The 20371-nt window shown below is 59.8% G+C and carries 14 protein-coding genes, 2 tRNA genes and 3 rRNA genes; 9 read left to right on the forward strand and 10 right to left on the reverse strand.

Annotated features, from left to right (window positions below; all coding sequences use genetic code 11):
- Positions 1–27 precede the first annotated feature (27 nt).
- From DSC91_RS30950 to DSC91_RS30965, 4 genes are read right to left on the reverse strand one after another with little or no spacing between them, the layout of a single operon-like run.
- On the reverse strand, positions 28–1134 hold the full coding sequence (locus DSC91_RS30950; protein ID WP_115782336.1) for a phosphotransferase: 1107 nt from the start codon (positions 1132–1134) through the stop codon (positions 28–30).
- Positions 1135–1154: 20 nt separating this feature from the next.
- Positions 1155–1871, reverse strand: a complete 717-nt coding sequence (locus DSC91_RS30955) for a histidine phosphatase family protein (RefSeq protein WP_115782337.1) — start codon at positions 1869–1871, stop codon at positions 1155–1157.
- A gap of 21 nt (positions 1872–1892) precedes the next feature.
- Entirely contained in the window at positions 1893–2681 is a 789-nt protein-coding gene (locus tag DSC91_RS30960) for an oxepin-CoA hydrolase, alternative type (RefSeq protein WP_115782338.1), read from the reverse strand.
- The gene (locus DSC91_RS30965; RefSeq protein ID WP_115782339.1) at positions 2678–4234 is read right to left on the reverse strand and encodes a 3-hydroxyacyl-CoA dehydrogenase; all 1557 of its coding nucleotides are present in this window, start codon (positions 4232–4234) and stop codon (positions 2678–2680) included. The genes DSC91_RS30960 and DSC91_RS30965 overlap by 4 nt, the downstream gene beginning before the upstream one ends.
- 126 nt (positions 4235–4360) lie before the next feature.
- Between DSC91_RS30965 and DSC91_RS30970 the strand changes: the two genes are divergently transcribed.
- Complete coding sequence (locus DSC91_RS30970; protein ID WP_115782340.1) at positions 4361–5008, forward strand: glutathione S-transferase family protein; 648 nt, start codon at positions 4361–4363, stop codon at positions 5006–5008.
- Positions 5009–5126: 118 nt separating this feature from the next.
- Here the strand turns inward: DSC91_RS30970 and DSC91_RS30975 are convergent, their stop codons facing one another.
- Positions 5127–6299 (reverse strand): pyridoxal phosphate-dependent aminotransferase, encoded by a 1173-nt coding sequence (locus tag DSC91_RS30975; RefSeq protein WP_115782341.1) that lies wholly within the window; start codon positions 6297–6299, stop codon positions 5127–5129.
- 127 nt (positions 6300–6426) lie between these two features.
- A complete protein-coding gene (locus DSC91_RS30980; RefSeq protein ID WP_115782342.1) occupies positions 6427–6915 on the reverse strand; it encodes a putative toxin-antitoxin system toxin component, PIN family in 489 nt (162 codons plus the stop codon).
- Between the two features lie 57 nt (positions 6916–6972).
- Here DSC91_RS30980 and yaaA point away from each other — a divergent pair, with 57 nt between their 5' ends.
- Positions 6973–7755: a peroxide stress protein YaaA gene (yaaA, locus tag DSC91_RS30985; RefSeq protein ID WP_115782343.1), complete on the forward strand. Its 783-nt coding sequence runs from the start codon at positions 6973–6975 to the stop codon at positions 7753–7755.
- Between the two features lie 34 nt (positions 7756–7789).
- A complete protein-coding gene (locus DSC91_RS30990; RefSeq protein WP_115782344.1) occupies positions 7790–8944 on the forward strand; it encodes a M14 family metallopeptidase in 1155 nt (384 codons plus the stop codon).
- A gap of 113 nt (positions 8945–9057) precedes the next feature.
- Here DSC91_RS30990 and DSC91_RS30995 read toward each other — a convergent pair whose 3' ends face one another.
- The 4 genes from DSC91_RS30995 to DSC91_RS31010 all read right to left on the reverse strand — a co-directional run bounded on the left by DSC91_RS30995 (position 9058) and on the right by DSC91_RS31010 (position 12982).
- A complete protein-coding gene (locus tag DSC91_RS30995) occupies positions 9058–9723 on the reverse strand; it encodes a BspC domain-containing protein (protein ID WP_115782345.1) in 666 nt (221 codons plus the stop codon).
- Positions 9724–9890: 167 nt separating this feature from the next.
- Complete coding sequence (locus DSC91_RS31000) at positions 9891–10565, reverse strand: energy-coupling factor ABC transporter permease (RefSeq protein WP_115782346.1); 675 nt, start codon at positions 10563–10565, stop codon at positions 9891–9893.
- Between the two features lie 111 nt (positions 10566–10676).
- Positions 10677–11552: a LuxR C-terminal-related transcriptional regulator gene (locus DSC91_RS31005; protein ID WP_115782347.1), complete on the reverse strand. Its 876-nt coding sequence runs from the start codon at positions 11550–11552 to the stop codon at positions 10677–10679.
- Between the two features lie 215 nt (positions 11553–11767).
- Positions 11768–12982, reverse strand: coding sequence for a DUF2863 family protein (locus tag DSC91_RS31010; RefSeq protein ID WP_115782348.1), 1215 nt, complete (start codon positions 12980–12982; stop codon positions 11768–11770).
- Between the two features lie 271 nt (positions 12983–13253).
- Between DSC91_RS31010 and DSC91_RS31015 the strand changes: the two genes are divergently transcribed.
- From DSC91_RS31015 to rrf, 6 genes are all read left to right on the forward strand, one after another.
- The gene (locus tag DSC91_RS31015; RefSeq protein WP_175171927.1) at positions 13254–14369 is read left to right on the forward strand and encodes an AI-2E family transporter; all 1116 of its coding nucleotides are present in this window, start codon (positions 13254–13256) and stop codon (positions 14367–14369) included.
- A gap of 481 nt (positions 14370–14850) precedes the next feature.
- A 16S ribosomal RNA gene (locus DSC91_RS31020) occupies positions 14851–16381 on the forward strand.
- A gap of 77 nt (positions 16382–16458) precedes the next feature.
- A tRNA-Ile gene (locus DSC91_RS31025) sits at positions 16459–16535 on the forward strand.
- 67 nt (positions 16536–16602) lie between these two features.
- A tRNA-Ala gene (locus DSC91_RS31030) sits at positions 16603–16678 on the forward strand.
- Between the two features lie 325 nt (positions 16679–17003).
- Positions 17004–19882 (forward strand): 23S ribosomal RNA (locus DSC91_RS31035).
- 207 nt (positions 19883–20089) lie between these two features.
- Positions 20090–20202, forward strand: a 5S ribosomal RNA gene (rrf, locus tag DSC91_RS31040).
- Together the 16S, 23S and 5S rRNA genes with 2 tRNA genes alongside form the textbook arrangement of a ribosomal RNA operon.
- Positions 20203–20371: the final 169 nt, after the last annotated feature.

The raw sequence follows: 20371 nt of genomic DNA on the forward strand, positions 1-20371 counted from the left end.
AGTCCAACTCTCAGTGCCTCGATTCGCTTAACGCACCTTCTGTGCGTAGCGCCAGGCGAGTTCGGCCATCGGCTTCGCACGACGGCCGGCATCGAGCGCCTGAGCGCTGGCCGCCGTGCCGTCGACCACGCGTTTCATGATCCCTTGCAGGATCGCGGCGATGCGGAACATGTTGTACGCGAGATAGAAATTCCAGTCGCCATGGATCTCGAAGCCGGTGCGCTTGCAATAGCGCTCGACGTACTGCGTTTCGTCGGGAATGCCGAGGGCCGCCCAGTCGAGACCGGCGATGCCGCGGAATTGCGCCGGGTCGACGTGCCACGCCATGCAGTGATAGGCGAAGTCGGCGAGCGGGTCGCCAAGTGTCGACAACTCCCAGTCGAGAACGGCAAGTACGCGCGGCTCGTCAGGATGGAAGATCAGATTGTCGAGCCGGTAGTCGCCATGCACGACCGACGCGCGCTCGCTTGTTTCCGCTGGCATATGTTGCGGCAACCATTCGATCAGGCGCTGCATCGCGTCGATCGGTTCGGTTTCGGACGCGACGTACTGCTTGCTCCAGCGGCCGATCTGGCGTGCGAAGTAGTTGCCTGGCTTACCGTAGTCCGCAAGACCGACTGCTGCGACGTCGACGCTATGCAGTGCGGCGATCACGCGATTCATTTCGTCGTAAATCGTCGCGCGCTCCGCAGGTGTCATGCCGGGTAGAGACTGGTCCCACAGCACGCGGCCTTCGACGAACTCCATCACATAGAACGCCCGGCCGATCACACTTTCGTCTTCGCACAAGGCGAGCATGTTCGCGACCGGCACGTCGGTGTCGGCGAGCGCATGCATCACGCGGTATTCGCGCTCGACGGCGTGCGCCGAGGGCAGTAGCTTCGCGGCCGGCCCGGGCTTGGCGCGCATCACGTACGAGCGCGACGGTGTGACGAGTTTGAAGGTGGGATTTGACTGGCCGCCGGCGAATTGCTCCAACGTAAGCGGCCCTGCAAATCCGTCGACATGCTGGGTTAGCCACGCAGCGAGCGCGTCACCGTCGAAGCGTTGCCGCTCGTTGACCGGACGCGTGCCCTCGAAGGCCGAATAATCCGGCTTGTGTTCTGGTTCGCCGGTCTGTGTGGCTTGCACCATATGTCTCCTCCAGTTCGGGTTCAGCTACGCTTGTATTGAATGAATTGTGCGTAGAGCATTTCCATCGTGGTATTGCGAACGTCGCGATGGAGCGGCGACGGCGGTGAATAGTTGATCGCGCGCAGCACCCAGTCGCGCGGCTCAGCGCCGACGTCGAGCGCGTTGATGCAGCCGGTGGCCTGCGCCAGATGGCCGAAGAAAGTGCGCCCGCCGGCGGTGAGCGCGTGCGAGAGAATCGCGCGATTCACGCCGCCGTGGAGCACCAGCAGCACGGTGTCCCACGACGTGTCCTCGCGCAACGCCGTCACCGCGGGCAACACGCGGTTAAACAATGCGCCGATGGTTTCGCCGTCGAGAAAGCGTGTGTTTTCCGGCACGATGCCGTCGAACACGCCGAGAAATGCCGCTTCGATATCTTGCTGCGGAATGTTGCTGAGCTTGCCGCCGCGAATTTCCTGCCATGCCGGCTCGATGTCGAGCTCGATCTGCTGACCGGTTTCGGCCAATACGCGCTGTGCGGTTTCGACCGTGCGCGGCAAGCCACTCACGATGACCCGATCGAACCGTACCTGCTGCCCGGCGAACACGCGGCCCGCCGCGCTTGCCTGTTCGCGGCCGTTCGCGTTCAGCGGCACGGTCTCTGGGTCGATCGCACGGCCGCTGTCGTCGAAGTAGGTGACGTCGCCATGACGCATCAGGAAGATGCGGCGGCGCTTGGGGAGTTGATATTCAGGCATCGTCCCTTCGTTCACTGAGGTTCACTTGTAGACCGGAGCGCGCTTTTCGAGGAACGCGGAAATCCCTTCGAGCCCGTCACGATGATGTAGTGAGGCGACAAAGCTGTCGCGTTCGGCGACCAGATGTTCCGCGAGCGGCTGTGCGCCGGCTGCGCCGATAAGCCCCTTGATGCGCGCGACAGAATTCGGCGAAATCTTGCCGAGCTCGTCGGCCCAGGCGACAGCCGTGTCGCGCACGGCGCCGGTCTTCGCGAGTTTGTTGACGACGCCGAGATCGTGCAGGCGCGCGGCGCCGATCGGTTTGCCTTCGATCAGCACTTCGGTCGCCAGTTGCCGTGGCAAGGCCTGGGCGAGAAACCACGAACCGCCGCCGTCGGGTGTGAGACCGACGCGCGCATACGACATCACGAACTTGGCGTCTTCCGCGGCAACGATCAGATCGCATGCAAGTGCTAGTGAAAATCCCGCGCCGGCAGCGGCGCCATCCACGGCGGCGATTATCGGCTTCGAAGATAAACGCAGCGCCGAAATCCATTCGCCGAGCAGATCGATGCTCTCCGCCTGCACCGACGGATCTTTCGCGCGGTTTTCCAGCAGGCGGTTCAGATTGCCCCCGGCACAAAAGAAATTGTCCGCGCCGGTAATCACGACGGCGCGGATCGACGGATCGCGCTCCACGGATTCGAGCGCTTCGATGCCCGCGGCATACATGTCCGGATGCAGCGCATTGCGTGCGCCGGGGTTCGACAGCGTGAGGACCAGCGTCGACTCGCTTTCGGTCGGGCGTGAGGTCAGCAGTTCGGCGCTCATTGTTGCGTCTCCGTTTCAGTGTCGGCGGCGTCGCGTTGCGCGAGCGACAGGCCAAGTTGCGCGCGCCGTGCAAGCCAGGGCGACGGGCGATAGCGCGGATCGCCGAGCACGCTGAAGATATTGCGCAAGATGGTGAGGACCGTTTTCGCGCCGAGCGCATCGCCGAGTGCGAGCGGTCCGCGCGGGTAGCCGAGGCCTAGCGTGACAGCGAGGTCGATATCGTCAGGCGTCGCGATCTGTTTTTGTGCGATGTCGCAGCCGATGTTGACGATGGTGGCCACCACGCGTTGCGCGACGAAGCCCGTCGAGTCGCGAATCACGGTAACGGGAACGCCGTCCGCGGCAAATAGTGCGTGCGCCGTTTCGCACGCGGCGCGACTGGTGGCAGGTGTCGTCATCAGCGTGCGGCGCTGCGCAGCGGCCAGTGGGAATAGGGTATCGATAGCGACAACGCGAGTTGCGTCGAGTGCTTCGTCGACGGCGGCAGTGGTCGCGTCATGACCGAACGGTGTCACGACGATCAGCGAGTCGGCTGCGGGCGTGGCGCCTTCGTCGAGCTTTACGCCGGCCTTGGCGATGAGTTGCACGACGGCTTCATGCGCCTGCGGATAGCGCTTGCTGACCCACACGCTGTTGGGCAGCTCAGTCGGCGCGGGCGCTTCTGCCGGCACTTGCTGCTTGCCGTCGTCATAGCGGTAGAAGCCCTCGCCCGTCTTGCGGCCGATCAATCCGCCCGCGAGCCGCGTGCCGGTGATCGGCGAGGGCGTGAAGCGCGGTTCTTCATAGAACTGGTGATAGATCGATTCCATCACCGGATGCGATACGTCGAGCGCGGTCAGATCGAGCAGTTCGAACGGCCCGAGGCGAAAGCCGGCCTGCTCGCGCATGATGCGGTCGATGTCGGCGAAGCTCGCAACGCCTTCGCCCGCCACGCGCAAGCCCTCTGTATTCATGCCGCGGCCGGCATGATTGACGATGAAGCCGGGCATGTCTTTCGCGCGCACCGGCGTGTGGCCCATGCGGCGCGCGAGTTCCATCAGCGCGTCGCCGGCGGCGGGATCGCTGCGCAGACCGTCGATCACTTCGACGACCTTCATCAGGGGAACCGGATTGAAGAAGTGAAAACCGGCGACCCGCGATGGATTCGTGCAGCCCGCCGCAATCGCGGTAATCGACAACGACGACGTGTTCGACGCCAGCACGCAGCGCCCGCTCACCACCGTTTCGAGTTCGCGAAAGAGCGCTTGCTTCACATCGAGCTTTTCGACGATCGCCTCGACGACCAGATCGCAATCGGCCAGATCGCCGACGACCTGCGCGCCGCTCACATTCGCCAGCGCGGCTAGCGAGCGGGCCTGGTCGAGCTTGCCTTTGGCGGTCAATTTGGCGAAAGTCTCGGCAAGGTAGTCGCGCGCGGCGCCGATCGCAGCGGGATTCGTGTCGTAAAGACGCACGGTGAGGCCCGCCAGCGCGGCAATCTGGGCGATGCCGCGGCCCATTGCACCGGTTCCGACAATGCCGATAGTCTCGATGCTGAAATTGCGAGAGGTCATTGTGTTGCTCGACTCCATGGTTGTTTTAGAATAGCACGATCGTGCAATTTACTGGATGATTGATCGAAGGCCGCCGCTTTGATTTTGACGTGCGGCCTCAAATAACCCGAAGGAAGGAGACACCCGATGATCAAGCTGTGCGGTTTCGCGCTCTCGAACTATTACAACAAGGTCAAGTTCGTGCTGCTCGAACACGGCATTCCGTTTGAGGAAATGTTGGTGCTGCCGAGCCAGGAAGAGGCGGTGCTCGAGCATTCTCCGCTCGGCAAGGTGCCCTATATCCAGACCGAACACGGTGATCTGTGCGAGTCGCAATGCATCGTCGAGTATCTGGCCGCGCGTTTTCCCGACAAGGCGATTTTCTCCGCTGACCCGTGGGAAGCGGCCAAGGAGCGCGAGTTGATTACGTTCGTGGATGTGCATCTCGAACTGACCGCGCGCAATCTTTACAAGGAAGCATTCTTCGGTGGCACCGTGACCGACGCGACCAAGGGCCGCGTCGAGAAGCTGCTCGCGCACCACATTGCCGGTTTCAAGCGGATCGCGAAGTTCGGGCCGTATTTGCGCGGCGAGCGTTTTAGTGTCGCCGACGCCGCGGGTTTTGTGAGCTTGCCGCTGGTGGGCATGGCGACGCAGACCATCTACGGCCGCGATTTTCTGCTCGACGCCGGCGTGGACTGGAAAAGCTATGTGAAGGCGATCAACGTCCGGCCGGCCGCGCAACGTGTAACTGACGATCGCAAGGCGTATATCGCGGCCTCGCGCCCGGCCTGACGTGCGGCGGTGCCGGCGGTGTTGAGCGTGGCATGAAAGCGGGCGTGCAATGCATGCGTGGACCGCTGCGCGCGATGGCGAGGAACGTGGGTTCGTTCGCACCATCGCGCGGGGCATCCTAGAGCCGCGCCAGCCGGTCGAGCGCGGTGGCGAGGGTGGCCTCCTGCTTGGCAAAGCAGAAGCGCACCACGCCTGATTCATGCGCCTCGTGATAGAACGCCGACACCGGGATTGCCGCGACGCCGATCTCGCCGGTCAGCCACTGCGCAAATTCGGCTTCGGGCAAATCGCTGATCGCCGAATAATCGACGCACTGAAAGTAGGTGCCCGTGCAAGGCAGCAGCCTGAAGCGTGAATTCGCGAGACCGGCGCGGAAGAAATCGCGTTTCTTCTGATAAAACGTGGGGAGATCCAGATACGGTGCAGGATCCTTCATGTATTCGGCGAGGCCGACTTGCATCGGCGTGTTGACCGTGAACACGTTGAACTGGTGCACCTTGCGGAATTCAGCCGTGAGCGCGGCGGGCGCGGCCACGTAGCCGATCTTCCAGCCGGTAACGTGGTAGGTCTTGCCGAAGCTCGACACCACGAAACTGCGCTGCGCCAGTTCCGGATAGCGCGCGACGCTTTCGTGCGGCGCGCCGTCATACACCATGTGTTCATAGACTTCGTCGGACAGAATCAGCACGTTGGTGCCACGGACGATTTCTTCGAGCTTGCGCATGTCTTCCGCGCGCCAGACCGTACCGGTCGGATTGTGCGGCGTATTGATCAGCAGGAGTCGCGTTTTCGGCGTGATCGCGGCGGCGAGCCTGTCGAACGGAATCGTGTAGTCGGGCGCGTCGAGCGTGACGAATACCGGCTTGCCGCCGGCCAGTTCGATCGACGGCAGGTAGCTGTCGTAGGTCGGCTCGACCACGATCACTTCGTCGCCCGGATGCACGGTGCAGAGAATCGCTGTCAGCAGTGCCTGCGTGGCGCCCGCCGTCACGGTGATCTCGCTCGTGGCGTCGTAGCGGCGGCCGTACAGGTTGGCGATCTTGTCCGAAATCGCCTGACGCAGCGGCGCGGCGCCGGCCATCGGCGGGTATTGATTGTGGCCGTCGCGCATGGCGTTCGCGACCGCGTCGACGATACGGGGGTCGCAACCGAAGTCGGGAAAGCCCTGGCCGAGGTTCACCGCGCCTTTCTCGGTGGCGAGCGCGCTCATCACAGTGAAAATCGTCGTGCCGACGTCCGGCAGGCGAGACGGAAACGAGGGACTCATGGGCGTGTCGTGCGGTGCATTCATGGCGCTGTCCGGAGCGTGGTCGAGTGAGTTGGCGAAAGACGTCGTTCGAAAAGGACGAAGCCTGATTGTAGGGAATCGCGGCGCTGTGTGCGCGCGGCCGGCCCGGCATTGGCCATCTGGCCAGGGGTCATACGGGCGCGGGTTCGTCTACCGCGGTCATACAGGCGATGACGAACGGCGCCGGCTGTGCAATCTGAAAACCGAAGTCACGCGCAATCCGCCTGGCAAGCTTCAACACCGCGCGGTCTTTCGACACCAGCCAGTCGGCCTGTGCGGCGTGCGCGAGTTCGAGGAACTTCTGATCGTCGCGGTCTTTGCACTTGGGCAGCGGCCTGGCATCTTCCGCGGGTGCGGCGGGCTCGACCAGCTGCGCAAGGCGGGCAACGACGGCAAGCGCCGCCGCCTTGTCCACATTGCGATGGACGAATTGCGGATAGTCGAGCACGTAGGTGAGTTCGGCGAGGCAGCGCGCGTCGATCAGCGCGGCCAGCGCGCCACTTTCGAGCGCGGCGCGGATCGGCCGCGTGTGCGGATCGTCGAACACGAGAATATCGATCCACACATTGGAATCGAGGACGACGCGCAAAGCGCCGTGTGAGGCATGGGAACCGGGCATTCGTTACAATCTGGCTTTCGTCTTTGACCGCCAGGCACGGCGTGCCTGCAAGCCTCTATGATAATCGTTCTGTCGCCGGCGAAATCGCTCGACTACGAAACCCCTCCGCATGTCAAAAAGCACACAATCCCCGATTTCGTCGACGATGCGGCCGAATTGATCGGCGGATTGCGCCTTTTGTCGCCGCAGCAGATCGGCTCGTTGATGAGCATTTCCGATCAGCTCGCGCACCTCAATTTCCAGCGTTACGCGGAATGGTCGCCCAGCTTCGGCACGCACAACGCCAAGCAGGCTGTGCTCGCGTTCAACGGAGATGTGTACGAAGGCTTCGATGCGAGAACGTTGTCGTCGGCCGATCTGGATTACGCGCAGAATCACGTGCGCGTGCTTTCAGGCCTGTACGGATTGCTGCGCCCGCTCGATCTGCTGCAACCGTACCGCCTCGAAATGGGCACGCGCTTTGCCAACACGCGCGGCAAGGATCTGTACGCGTTCTGGGGCGAGCGGATCACGCAGGCCTTGAACGCGCAATTGAAGAAGCGCGCTGCCGCCTCGCGCGTGCTGGTCAACTGCGCGTCGGGTGAGTACTTCAAGTCGGTCAAGCCCAAGGTGCTCGAAGCGCCGATCGTCACGCCGGTGTTCGAAGACTGGAAGGGCGGGCGCTACAAGATCATCAGCTTCCACGCAAAGCGCGCACGCGGCCTGATGGCGCGCTACGCGGTCGAAAACCGTCTCGACAAGCCCGAGCAACTGAAGGGCTTCAACGCCGAAGGCTACGCGTTCGACGCCGAAGCCTCGAACGATTCCACCTACGTATTCCGCCGCCGCATCGCTGACTAAGCGATTGCCGCGCACACAAGCAGGGAAGAACATCATGACGCTATCGATTACGAGCAACTTCGACGCGGGCGCGATCGAAGTGCTGGCCTGCGAAGACGCCGGCAACATCCGTTTGCGCGTGCGACCGGACAGTCACGCCGAATTCGCGCAGTGGTTTTACTTCCGTTTGTCCGGCGCGGCCGGCGAGCGCTGCGTGATGACCTTCGAAAATGCTGCGGCGTGCGCTTTCGCCGAAGGCTGGCGCGACTACCAGGCAGTGGCAAGCTATGACCGTGTGAACTGGTTCCGCGTGCCGACTTCCTACGACGGTCGCGTGTTGACGATCGACCACACGCCGGATTTCGACCGCATTTACTACGCTTATTTCGAGCCGTATAGCGAGGAACGTCACTCGGAGTTTCTCGGTGCGATCCAGCAGATGCCGCAGGCCACGCTCACGGAGTTGGGCAAGACCGTCGAAGGCCGGCCGATGTCGCTGTTGACGCTTGGCACACCGCAAACCGGCGACGCGCCCAAGAAGAAGATCTGGCTGATCGCGCGTCAGCATCCTGGTGAGACGATGGCTGAATGGTTTATCGAAGGTCTCGTCAAGCGTCTCGTGGGTTGGGGCGATTGGGCGGGCGACCCGGTGGCGCGCAAGCTTTACGATCACGCGGTGTTCCACATCGTGCCGAACATGAATCCGGACGGCAGCGTGCACGGCAATCTGCGCACCAACGCGACGGGTGCGAACCTGAACCGCGAATGGATGGAGCCGGACGCCGTGCGCAGTCCCGAGGTGCTGGTGGTGCGTGATGCGATTCACGCGACCGGTTGCGACCTCTTTTTCGATATCCACGGCGATGAGGCGCTGCCATACGTGTTCGTGGCCGGCTCCGAAATGCTGCCGGGTTTTACCGAGCGGCAGGCAGAGGAGCAGAAGGCGTTCATCGAAGCGTTCAAGCATGCGAGTCCGGATTTCCAGGACACGTACGGCTACGCCGCGAGCAAGTATCGTGAGGACGCGCTCAAGCTGGCTTCGAAGTACATCGGCAACGAATTCGGCTGTCTGTCGTTGACGCTGGAGATGCCGTTCAAGGACAACGCCAATCTGCCGGACGAGCGGGTAGGTTGGAACGGTGAACGTAGCGCGTCGCTGGGCGCGGCCATGCTACAGGCAATTTTGCGACACGTGGAGACGTTCGCCTAACCGTACGCTGCATGAAAAAACGGGGCACACACTGTGGAAGTGTGTGCCCCGTTTTTTTTAGTGCGGGCTGGGCCGTGGGGCGGGCCGGTTGACGCGGCCTTGGGCCTTGCCCGTTATTGAGTCTTTTTCGACGACGACTTCTTCGCGGTCGATTTGCTCGACGACTTGCTGGAGGTCGCTCGCGAAGATTGACCCGAGCTTGCCTTTGAGGAATTGCCGGTCGCTTTCTTCGTAGTTTTTCCGCTGGCGGAGTGCTTGCCCTTAACACTCTTATGCTTGCCCGAGGACGCTCGCGATCCCGTAGACCCGGCGCTGTGCGCACGGGCCGGCGGCACCGGATCGTTCCAGCTGAACGCCAGCATCTGGGCGCCTACGTAGCCGCAGCGGAACTTGAGATCGGCTGGCTCTCCACCGCCGCTCGGACGGATACCGAGGCCCTCGACGGTAACGATGTTGTCCACCTTGACGCGTTGCTTGCCCTCGTCGAACGAATCGTTCCAGGGCGTGACCGACGCATGCGCGCTATCAAATGAGCTGGGTGGAAATTCGACATGGTCGAAGGCAGTCGATGTGCTTGCAACAAAATTGCCATGAGCAGCGCAGTCCGCGACTAGCGGGTCTGCATGCATGTCATTGACAAATTTGTTGACGAGATCGTTGTGCTGTTCGAGTTGATCGGCGTACGCGGGAGCAACGCAAATGAGCGAGAGACTCGCTGCAAATGTTGCTAACCGGCCGACCAACCGCAGCAATCGGCGCGGTACGTTGGTGCGATCCATCTAGTTCGTTAGACGCTAATGAGACATGAGGCACGTAAGATGCCCGGCGAGAGGGATGAGTTCAATCCTGACACAAATATTTTGTCCTGTCGTGGTGCAAGGACTCAGGCGCTTTATGTGCCGGGATGGCGGATTGCCGTCGATACGTGCTCGGTGCCGCGCCCGTGTCAGGTGCGTGGCCCGCCCAGTCGATATCGACGCACATCATAGGTGGTAACCCACGCCGGGCGGTAGACCGCGATCAATGCCGTCGACATGCCCGTGAACCAGGCTTCCCCGGTGGCGAGCAGAAGCACGCTGAAGGCGTAGCCGACCGGCACGACGGTCATGGAACCGTCTGCGAGCGTGATGTGAACGCCGAGCGCCGTAGCCGCCGTGAGCGACACGGCAATGGCGGGTGAGACAAAACCCTGGCCAAAGATAAACATGAAGAGGTTGCGCGGCAGCCAGGCAATGCTGGCGCGCTGGATCAAGGTCGAGATACCGACAGGCAGCGCACCGAACACGAGGAAGGTCAGCGCGATGCCCTGCCAGGGGGCGTCGAAGACGACAGCGGCCAGACCGGTGACGATCGCCATGGCCATCAGCGCCAGCGCCCAATCGAATAATGTGACGACCAGCGTGGCGCCGAGCAGATGCATGACAGTACCGTCGTCGAGCCACGCGTTGCTTGCCCACAGCACGGACACCGCGACGATGATCGCGAGCCAGACGTGCTGGAGTGTGCCGTCCTGAAGTCGTTTGAAAGGATTTTTCCACAGCGCGAGCGCGACCACTATCGCAGTGGCGACCCAGCCACCGACAGCGACCCAGAACGGAAGCGGTGTGTAGAGGAAACCCATGTATCTCATATTACTCGTTGGACGAGAAAAGGTGTGAGCGGATTCCATGCCAGCCGGCGCGAACGCTGCCAGAACGTGGGCGTTCCGATTCTGGCAGCGCGCCGGCCGATGCTATGCCGAACCTTGAGTCACCTGTTCCGCTGCCGGCCCGGCGGGCGCGTCGCCGTAAGGCGTGCTGGGTTCGGCCGCCATTGGCAGCGGGTCGGCCGTGTCGTTCGCCGGCAACGGGTACTGGAAGCGGCGCAGTGTGCGGCGCCGCAACGGCACCACGCCGGCTTGCCCCATTGCCGGACGAACCTGACCGTCGCCATCGTTGCGCAGTACTTGCAAATGAGCCGACAACCAGCCGTTGTAGAGCGCGACCGCAGCGGCACGATTAGGCGCGCCGAGTTGCTGAAATATGCTGGTCAGATGGATCTTGACGGTGCCTTCACTGATGCCGAGCGTGCGCGCGATCATCTTGTTGGTGCTGCCCATATGGACGCAGCGCATGATCTGCTCTTGGCGTGGCGACAGACCGTTGGAAAGTTTGGCCCGGCGCGGTGGTGGGTTCTTTTCATCGAACGGCCGGATGGCGGCATCCGGCGGTAGCGGAGGATCGAGCGCCAACGCGCCCGGCGGCACATAGTGACCGCCCAGCAGAACCATCTCAAAAGCGCGCACGATCAGGCACGGGTCGGTTTCGCGCGGAACCACGCCGAGCACACCTTCGTCCATGAGGTTCCGCACGGCGGTTGGAGAGACCTCGTCGGTCAGCACCGCAATGCGCAGGTCCGGGTAGTGGCTGAGCAGATGACGGGTGTCGTCAACGGACATCCAGTCCTGCCAATCGATCACGAGCAGGTCGGGCCGCAGGCGCTTGAGCGTACGCTCAACCTGACGCCAATCCTGTGCTTCGTTAAAGCGCGCCAGACGGTCGATTTGCCGCAGCAGTGCTTTGAGTCCATCGCGTCGTTCCGCGTCTGAGTTGAGTATTGAGAATCGCATGCCATGTCTCCAGATGAATCGGGCGAGGTGGCGCGATGCGTGCGGGCCGGCGAGGGTGCCGGGCGCATTATGATGCGCCACCGGCCCTATGATGACAAATTCCCTTCGTTTTGACGGCCTGTCCAAAAGGCATAGGAGGAATGACATAAAAAAACCCCGCGCGCGGCGGGGCTTCCTGGTGTTGACGGCGGCGCCATGAGGCCAGCGCCGGTGGGTCAATGGAAATGCGGTTGCGCAGGCTCCGCGTCTTCCGGCATTTCGGCGTGGACGATTTCGCCGAGCGGATCCGCATAGAGCGGGACACCGCAGTCATCGCAATATTCCGGCTCGAAGCGGCCCGCGTGGCGGCGCACGTCCGTCACGCCGGTTTCCTTGAGCAACGCGACGATTTCTTCGAGCGGGTCGTCTGACGCAGCGGTTTCTTGCGGTTCTTCGTCGATGCCGGGTTCGCCGTTCTCACGGCCGTAGAGTGGCCACACGACGCCGTAGATCACGTCATTGCTGCCCCGGCGCGTGAAGCCGACGCGGTATTCGTCGATACGGCGCTCGCCGAAGCCGGCGACAACCGCGCGCAATTCCTGTGGCGCCGCGCCGATCGTGTCGAACAGATAGCGTACGGCGGTACGTACCGTGTGAGGGCGCACCTGTTCGTCGGCGTCGCGGCAGGCTGAATAATAGGCATCCGGCAGCAGACACTCGAACTCGCATCCGGGTAGCACCAGCGACAGATTGGCGCCGCCTTGCGTTGCCCATTGTTCGAGGCATTGACCACGCTCGATCCGGCTACCGTTTTCTTCTTCTTGCCAGCGGAACGCCGGCTCGCCCACCGGCGCTGCGACTACAGCCAGCAGAAAGCGCGGGTCGGCCAGGATGGGTGAAGTTTCCGGTAGCTCGCCAAAATTGAGTTTGACGTTGCCACCCGCCATCGCTGCCTGAGCGAGTTGCTGGGCGATACGCCAGGTCTCGACGTGGTGACGCGGCAGCTGGTCGATGCTGTACAGGAACGGCGCCATGGCGACACGCGTGTTGGCCGCGAGCACGTGCGCTTGCAGGTGGGCGCGCAGCGCGTCGGCTGCGTCCGTCTTGAGCGGGCCGGAAGGAATCATGTACCGAGTCCAGGCCAGCACGGGCGCGGCGATCAGCAGCGCTTCATAAGGCGTACCTTCATGGTCGACGATGAACGACTCGCTGTGCGTTTCCGCCATGTCGGCGAGTGCGCCGTAAGCATCGGGATGATTCTGCTGCAGATGATCGAGCGCGGCGTCCAGCGTAGTCTGGTTGGCGTTACGGACGATCTTGGCCAGCAGCACATCGAGCTTCGCTTCCCAGAAGCGGTCTTCGGTGCGGCTGCCCGACGCGAAAAGCGCGAGCGAGAGACCGACAAGCTTGTCGGCATCGGGGGGGAGACGTTTGGCGATTCGCGAGCGCATAAATCCGGAAATTGGGAGGCACAGAACCTTATATTCTAGTCTTTTCTATGCCGCCATATTATTTGGTTGACTATGCCGGTTGGATTGGGACGTTTCCGCATTAAAAATAAGCCCGTTGCGAGCGCCGCCACATACGTTGCGTGGCGTCTTGGCCGGGTGATATAAGACATGCCCACGGGCGTGGCTCGCTTCTATACTGACTGTCTTCAGTCGGCACCCCGCATGCGTTTGTCTATTTGCCGCTGCGGTCTGGCGCAACAGGAGATTCATAGTGAAATCGGACCAACTGATTGAACGGCTCGCCGCGGTGTTCGCGTTGATCATATTGGTGGGCGGCTCCCTGCTGGTGCTTGCGCCTTTTACGACCGCGCTATTGTGGGGCGCCATCCTCAGTTATAGCTCATGGGGCTTGTACCGGCGGCTTACTGCGGCAGTCGGGGACCGGCGGAAGCTGGCCGCAACGTTGATTGTGCTCATCATTCTGGTCGTGGTGCTTGGCCCGTTCGTCTACGCGGGTTTTGCTTTCGGTGCGCACGTTCACGATATCGTCGCGTTGGTGCAGAGGCTCTTCGAGGCTGGCTTGCCGGATTTGCCGCCTTGGGTGGGACGAATCCCGTTGATTGGCTCGAACATCGAGACGTTTTGGGCGAATGTAACGAGTAGCAACTCTGAACTGATTGCGCAAATGCGTGCGCTTGCGGCGCCTGCCGGCAAGTGGATTCTTGCGGCTGCGATAGCCGTTACGCACGGTCTGGGATTGTTGGCGCTCAGTATTGTGCTCGCGTTTTTCTTTTATACGGGAGGGGAGGGTGCGGCGGCCTGGCTGAGGGCGGGCATGCGGCGCATCGCCGGCGACCGCGCGGATTACTTGCTGACGCTGGCGGGCAGCACGGTGAAGGGCGTCGTCTACGGAATTCTCGGCACGGCGCTTGTGCAAGGCATTCTTGCTGGCTTTGGTTGCTGGATTGCCGGCGTCCCGGCGCCGGCGCTGCTTGGGCTGGCGACGTTCTTCCTGTCAGTTATACCGGGCGGCCCGGTTGTCGTCTGGCTGCCTGCGGCGATCTGGCTGTATCACGGCGGCGCAACGGGTTGGGCAATCTTTCTGGTGGTGTGGGGCGTGTTGGTTGTCGGCATGTCCGACAATGTCATCAAGCCGATCCTGATCGGCAAGAGTAGTGACATGCCGCTGATCCTGGTGATGCTGGGTATTCTGGGCGGTGCGTTTGCGTTCGGCTTCCTTGGTGTTTTCATCGGCCCAACGTTGCTGGCGGTTGCCTATACCGTGCTGCACGACTGGACGATCGGCGCTCCGGCTGCACACGATCTGACGCACGACGTGGAAGCGCCGGTTGTCGATGACTCGCGGCGCGTTAAAAAAGCGCCCTGAAATAAATTTCAGATAACGCTTGCAAGGGGCCGTGCGGCTCGCTAGAATCTCGCTCTTTCGTGCTCCGGACAGCGGGGCACGGGAAGCGGGAGAGCCAGCAGTGGCAAGGCTTTGCGCGAAGTGAACGGGTTGGGGAAGTTGGAAAAACCTGTTGACGGCGTAGTGAAAGTTCTCCATAATCTCGTTTCTCTGCTGCTGATGCAGCGACGCAGAACGAAGCGGTGCCGGGAGGTGAAGGATGCGACCCGGTGCGGTTTTGGTGGTGGATGCGTAATTGATCTTTAAAAACTAACAGCCGATAAGTGTGGGCGCTTGATGCGCGACGCGAGCCGGGCCCTTCGGGGTCTGGCGCAAAGCGAAAGTATCAAGTCTCACACAGTAATGAAAGGAAGGTTTTTCTGTCGAGAGACAGATTAATCATTCGTCAGTACGTTGAGTGAGCGACCGGTCTCGGAAGAGACCGAAAAACAGTAACAGGTTTGAACTGAAGAGTTTGATCCTGGCTCAGATTGAACGCTGGCGGCATGCCTTACACATGCAAGTCGAACGGCAGCACGGACTTCGGTCTGGTGGCGAGTGGCGAACGGGTGAGTAATACATCGGAACGTGTCCTGTAGTGGGGGATAGCCCGGCGAAAGCCGGATTAATACCGCATACGCTCTACGGAGGAAAGGGGGGGATCTTAGGACCTCCCGCTACAGGGGCGGCCGATGGCAGATTAGCTAGTTGGTGGGGTAAAGGCCTACCAAGGCGACGATCTGTAGCTGGTCTGAGAGGACGACCAGCCACACTGGGACTGAGACACGGCCCAGACTCCTACGGGAGGCAGCAGTGGGGAATTTTGGACAATGGGGGCAACCCTGATCCAGCAATGCCGCGTGTGTGAAGAAGGCCTTCGGGTTGTAAAGCACTTTTGTCCGGAAAGAAAACCTCCGCCCTAATATGGTGGGGGGATGACGGTACCGGAAGAATAAGCACCGGCTAACTACGTGCCAGCAGCCGCGGTAATACGTAGGGTGCAAGCGTTAATCGGAATTACTGGGCGTAAAGCGTGCGCAGGCGGTCCGCTAAGACAGATGTGAAATCCCCGGGCTTAACCTGGGAACTGCATTTGTGACTGGCGGGCTAGAGTATGGCAGAGGGGGGTAGAATTCCACGTGTAGCAGTGAAATGCGTAGAGATGTGGAGGAATACCGATGGCGAAGGCAGCCCCCTGGGCCAATACTGACGCTCATGCACGAAAGCGTGGGGAGCAAACAGGATTAGATACCCTGGTAGTCCACGCCCTAAACGATGTCAACTAGTTGTCGGGCCTTCATTGGCTTGGTAACGTAGCTAACGCGTGAAGTTGACCGCCTGGGGAGTACGGTCGCAAGATTAAAACTCAAAGGAATTGACGGGGACCCGCACAAGCGGTGGATGATGTGGATTAATTCGATGCAACGCGAAAAACCTTACCTACCCTTGACATGTATGGAATCCTGCTGAGAGGTGGGAGTGCCCGAAAGGGAGCCATAACACAGGTGCTGCATGGCTGTCGTCAGCTCGTGTCGTGAGATGTTGGGTTAAGTCCCGCAACGAGCGCAACCCTTGTCCCTAGTTGCTACGCAAGAGCACTCTAGGGAGACTGCCGGTGACAAACCGGAGGAAGGTGGGGATGACGTCAAGTCCTCATGGCCCTTATGGGTAGGGCTTCACACGTCATACAATGGTCGGAACAGAGGGTCGCCAAGCCGCGAGGTGGAGCCAATCCCAGAAAACCGATCGTAGTCCGGATCGCACTCTGCAACTCGGGTGCGTGAAGCTGGAATCGCTAGTAATCGCGGATCAGCATGCCGCGGTGAATACGTTCCCGGGTCTTGTACACACCGCCCGTCACACCATGGGAGTGGGTTTTACCAGAAGTGGCTAGTCTAACCGCAAGGAGGACGGTCACCACGGTAGGATTCATGACTGGGGTGAAGTCGTAACAAGGTAGCCGTATCGGAAGGTGCGGCTGGATCACCTCCTTTCTCGAGCTAACGTGTCAATGCGTTGAGCGCTCACGCTTATCGGCTGTGAAATCAGACAGTAAGTCAGACAGACTGAGGGGTCTGTAGCTCAGTCGGTTAGAGCACCGTCTTGATAAGGCGGGGGTCGATGGTTCGAATCCATCCAGACCCACCATTGTCTTGTCTGCGATGGCTGCGCTGGTCGATGAACCCCGAAGTGTGATGATGGTCTGTGCATGACTGGGGGATTAGCTCAGCTGGGAGAGCACCTGCTTTGCAAGCAGGGGGTCGTCGGTTCGATCCCGTCATCCTCCACCAATCTTCAATGCGCAGCGTTCTGCTGAAGTAAAAAAGCAGAGGGTTTTGCATTGGCGATTGAGCCAGTCAGAGTGATACGCGGTTATAGCAACTGCGATATCGGCTGTCGTTCTTTAACAATCAGGAAGAAGTAGTAAAGAGATTCACGAAAGGATACTTAGAGATGGGTATTCGAGTAGGTGAATCAGGGTTGTGATTGTATCAATGTATGAAAAGGTGATCGAAAGATTGCTTTGGAATACGGCGCAACACGAATACTCAACCTGTAGCGGTGGTGGCGAACGCATCATTCCCAGAGAATGATGCAGAGACACACCCGTTATAGGGTCAAGCGAACAAGTGCATGTGGTGGATGCCTTGGCGATCACAGGCGATGAAGGACGCGGTAGCCTGCGAAAAGCGGTGGGGAGCTGGCAAACGAGCTTTGATCCACCGATATCCGAATGGGGAAACCCGGCCCGTATGGGTCATCCGTAGCTGAATACATAGGCTACGTGAAGCGAACGCGGTGAACTGAAACATCTAAGTAACCGCAGGAAAAGAAATCAACCGAGATTCCCAGAGTAGTGGCGAGCGAAATGGGACCAGCCTGTACTCTTTATTTGTAGTGTTAGCCGAACGCTCTGGAAAGTGCGGCCATAGCAGGTGATAGCCCTGTAGGCGAAAACATTATGAAAGAACTGGGTGTACGACAAGTAGGGCGGGACACGTGAAATCCTGTCTGAAGATGGGGGGACCATCCTCCAAGGCTAAATACTCGTGATCGACCGATAGTGAACCAGTACCGTGAGGGAAAGGCGAAAAGAACCCCGGGAGGGGAGTGAAACAGATCCTGAAACCGCATGCATACAAACAGTCGGAGCCTCGCAAGGGGTGACGGCGTACCTTTTGTATAATGGGTCAGCGACTTACATTCAGTGGCAAGCTTAACCGATTAGGGCAGGCGTAGCGAAAGCGAGTCCGAACAGGGCGTTCAGTCGCTGGGTGTAGACCCGAAACCAGGTGATCTATCCATGGCCAGGATGAAGGTGCGGTAACACGTACTGGAGGTCCGAACCCACTAACGTTGAAAAGTTAGGGGATGAGCTGTGGATAGGGGTGAAAGGCTAAACAAACCTGGAAATAGCTGGTTCTCTCCGAAAACTATTTAGGTAGTGCCTCGTGTATCACCTTCGGGGGTAGAGCACTGTCATGGTTGTGGGGTCCATTGCGGATTACTACGCCATAGCAAACTCCGAATACCGAAGAGTGCAATCACGGGAGACAGACATCGGGTGCTAACGTCCGGTGTCAAGAGGGAAACAACCCAGACCGCCAGCTAAGGTCCCCAAATATGGCTAAGTGGGAAACGAAGTGGGAAGGCTAAAACAGTCAGGAGGTTGGCTTAGAAGCAGCCATCCTTTAAAGAAAGCGTAATAGCTCACTGATCGAGTCGTCCTGCGCGGAAGATGTAACGGGGCTAAGCCATATACCGAAGCTGCGGATGCACAGTAATGTGCATGGTAGGAGAGCGTTCCGTAAGCCTGCGAAGGTGCACTGGAAAGTGTGCTGGAGGTATCGGAAGTGCGAATGCTGACATGAGTAGCGATAAAGGGGGTGAAAGGCCCCCTCGCCGTAAGCCCAAGGTTTCCTACGCAACGTTCATCGGCGTAGGGTGAGTCGGCCCCTAAGGCGAGGCAGAAATGCGTAGCTGATGGGAAGCAGGTTAATATTCCTGCACCATTGTTAAATGCGATGGGGGGACGGATCGCGGAAGGTTGTCCGGGTGTTGGAAGTCCCGGTCCTTGCATTGGAGAAGGCGCTCAGGCAAATCCGGGCGCGGAATTCAAGGGTGCGAGGCCAGTCGCTTAGGCGACGAAGCAATCGGAAGTGGTTCCAAGAAAAGCCTCTAAGCTTCAGTTTAACAGGACCGTACCGCAAACCGACACAGGTGGGCGAGATGAGTATTCTAAGGCGCTTGAGAGAACTCGGGAGAAGGAACTCGGCAAATTGGTACCGTAACTTCGGGATAAGGTACGCCCCTGTAGCCTGACTGGCCTGCGCCAGGAGGGTGAAGGGGTTGCAATAAACTGGTGGCTGCGACTGTTTAATAAAAACACAGCACTCTGCAAACACGAAAGTGGACGTATAGGGTGTGACGCCTGCCCGGTGCCGGAAGATTAAATGATGGGGTGCAAGCTCTTGATTGAAGTCCCGGTAAACGGCGGCCGTAACTATAACGGTCCTAAGGTAGCGAAATTCCTTGTCGGGTAAGTTCCGACCTGCACGAATGGCGTAACGATGGCCACACTGTCTCCTCCCGAGACTCAGCGAAGTTGAAGTGTTTGTGATGATGCAATCTCCCCGCGGCTAGACGGAAAGACCCCATGAACCTTTACTGTAGCTTTGCATTGGACTTTGAACCGATCTGTGTAGGATAGGTGGGAGGCTATGAAGCGTGGACGCCAGTCTGCGTGGAGCCGTCCTTGAAATACCACCCTGGTTTGTTTGAGGTTCTAACCTTGGCCCGTGATCCGGGTCGGGGACAGTGCATGGTAGGCAGTTTGACTGGGGCGGTCTCCTCCCAAAGTGTAACGGAGGAGTACGAAGGTACGCTAGGTACGGTCGGAAATCGTGCTGATAGTGCAATGGCATAAGCGTGCTTAACTGCGAGACCGACAAGTCGAGCAGGTGCGAAAGCAGGTCATAGTGATCCGGTGGTTCTGTATGGAAGGGCCATCGCTCAACGGATAAAAGGTACTCTGGGGATAACAGGCTGATACCGCCCAAGAGTTCATATCGACGGCGGTGTTTGGCACCTCGATGTCGGCTCATCTCATCCTGGGGCTGTAGCCGGTCCCAAGGGTATGGCTGTTCGCCATTTAAAGAGGTACGTGAGCTGGGTTTAAAACGTCGTGAGACAGTTTGGTCCCTATCTGCCGTGGGCGCTGGATATTTGAAGGGGGCTGCTCCTAGTACGAGAGGACCGGAGTGGACGAACCTCTGGTGTACCGGTTGTCACGCCAGTGGCATCGCCGGGTAGCTATGTTCGGAAGAGATAACCGCTGAAAGCATCTAAGCGGGAAACTCGCCTTAAGATGAGATATCCCCGGGGCTTCGAGCCCCTTGAAGGGTCGTTCAAGACCAGGACGTTGATAGGTCAGGTGTGGAAGCGCAGTAATGCGTTAAGCTAACTGATACTAATTGCCCGTAAGGCTTGATCCTATAACAGGTGTGTGTCGGCAGCCGTTAGTGCTTCAGCACTTATGGATGCCCCACCCTGCGCCACGCGCAGGGTCTTATGCAGACCACACACGGTTGAGAGATCGATGTTGTGCCTCGAACAACACAACTCCCTCTGGTGAGCATCACCAGAAACTACTTCTTCCAGATTGGCTGTATTGCCCAAAGGCAGTACGGCAACAAGTCATGCCTGATGACCATAGCGAGTCGGTCCCACCCCTTCCCATCCCGAACAGGACCGTGAAACGACTCCACGCCGATGATAGTGCGGATTCCCGTGTGAAAGTAGGTAATCGTCAGGCTCCCCAGCAGCAGAAACCCCACCCCGAAACGGTGGGGTTTCTGCGTTTACGCGACAGAAACAGTGCGGTAAACACATAGTGCGGCAGAAACAGCCCGGCAGAAACACGGCGCGGCAAACAGCGGGACAAACACAGCCCGCAGGAAGCGCACGCAGCACGGGGCGCTGCC

Origin of the sequence: Paraburkholderia caffeinilytica, from assembly GCF_003368325.1 — a bacterium.
Classification (GTDB): Bacteria; Pseudomonadota; Gammaproteobacteria; order Burkholderiales; family Burkholderiaceae; genus Paraburkholderia; species Paraburkholderia caffeinilytica.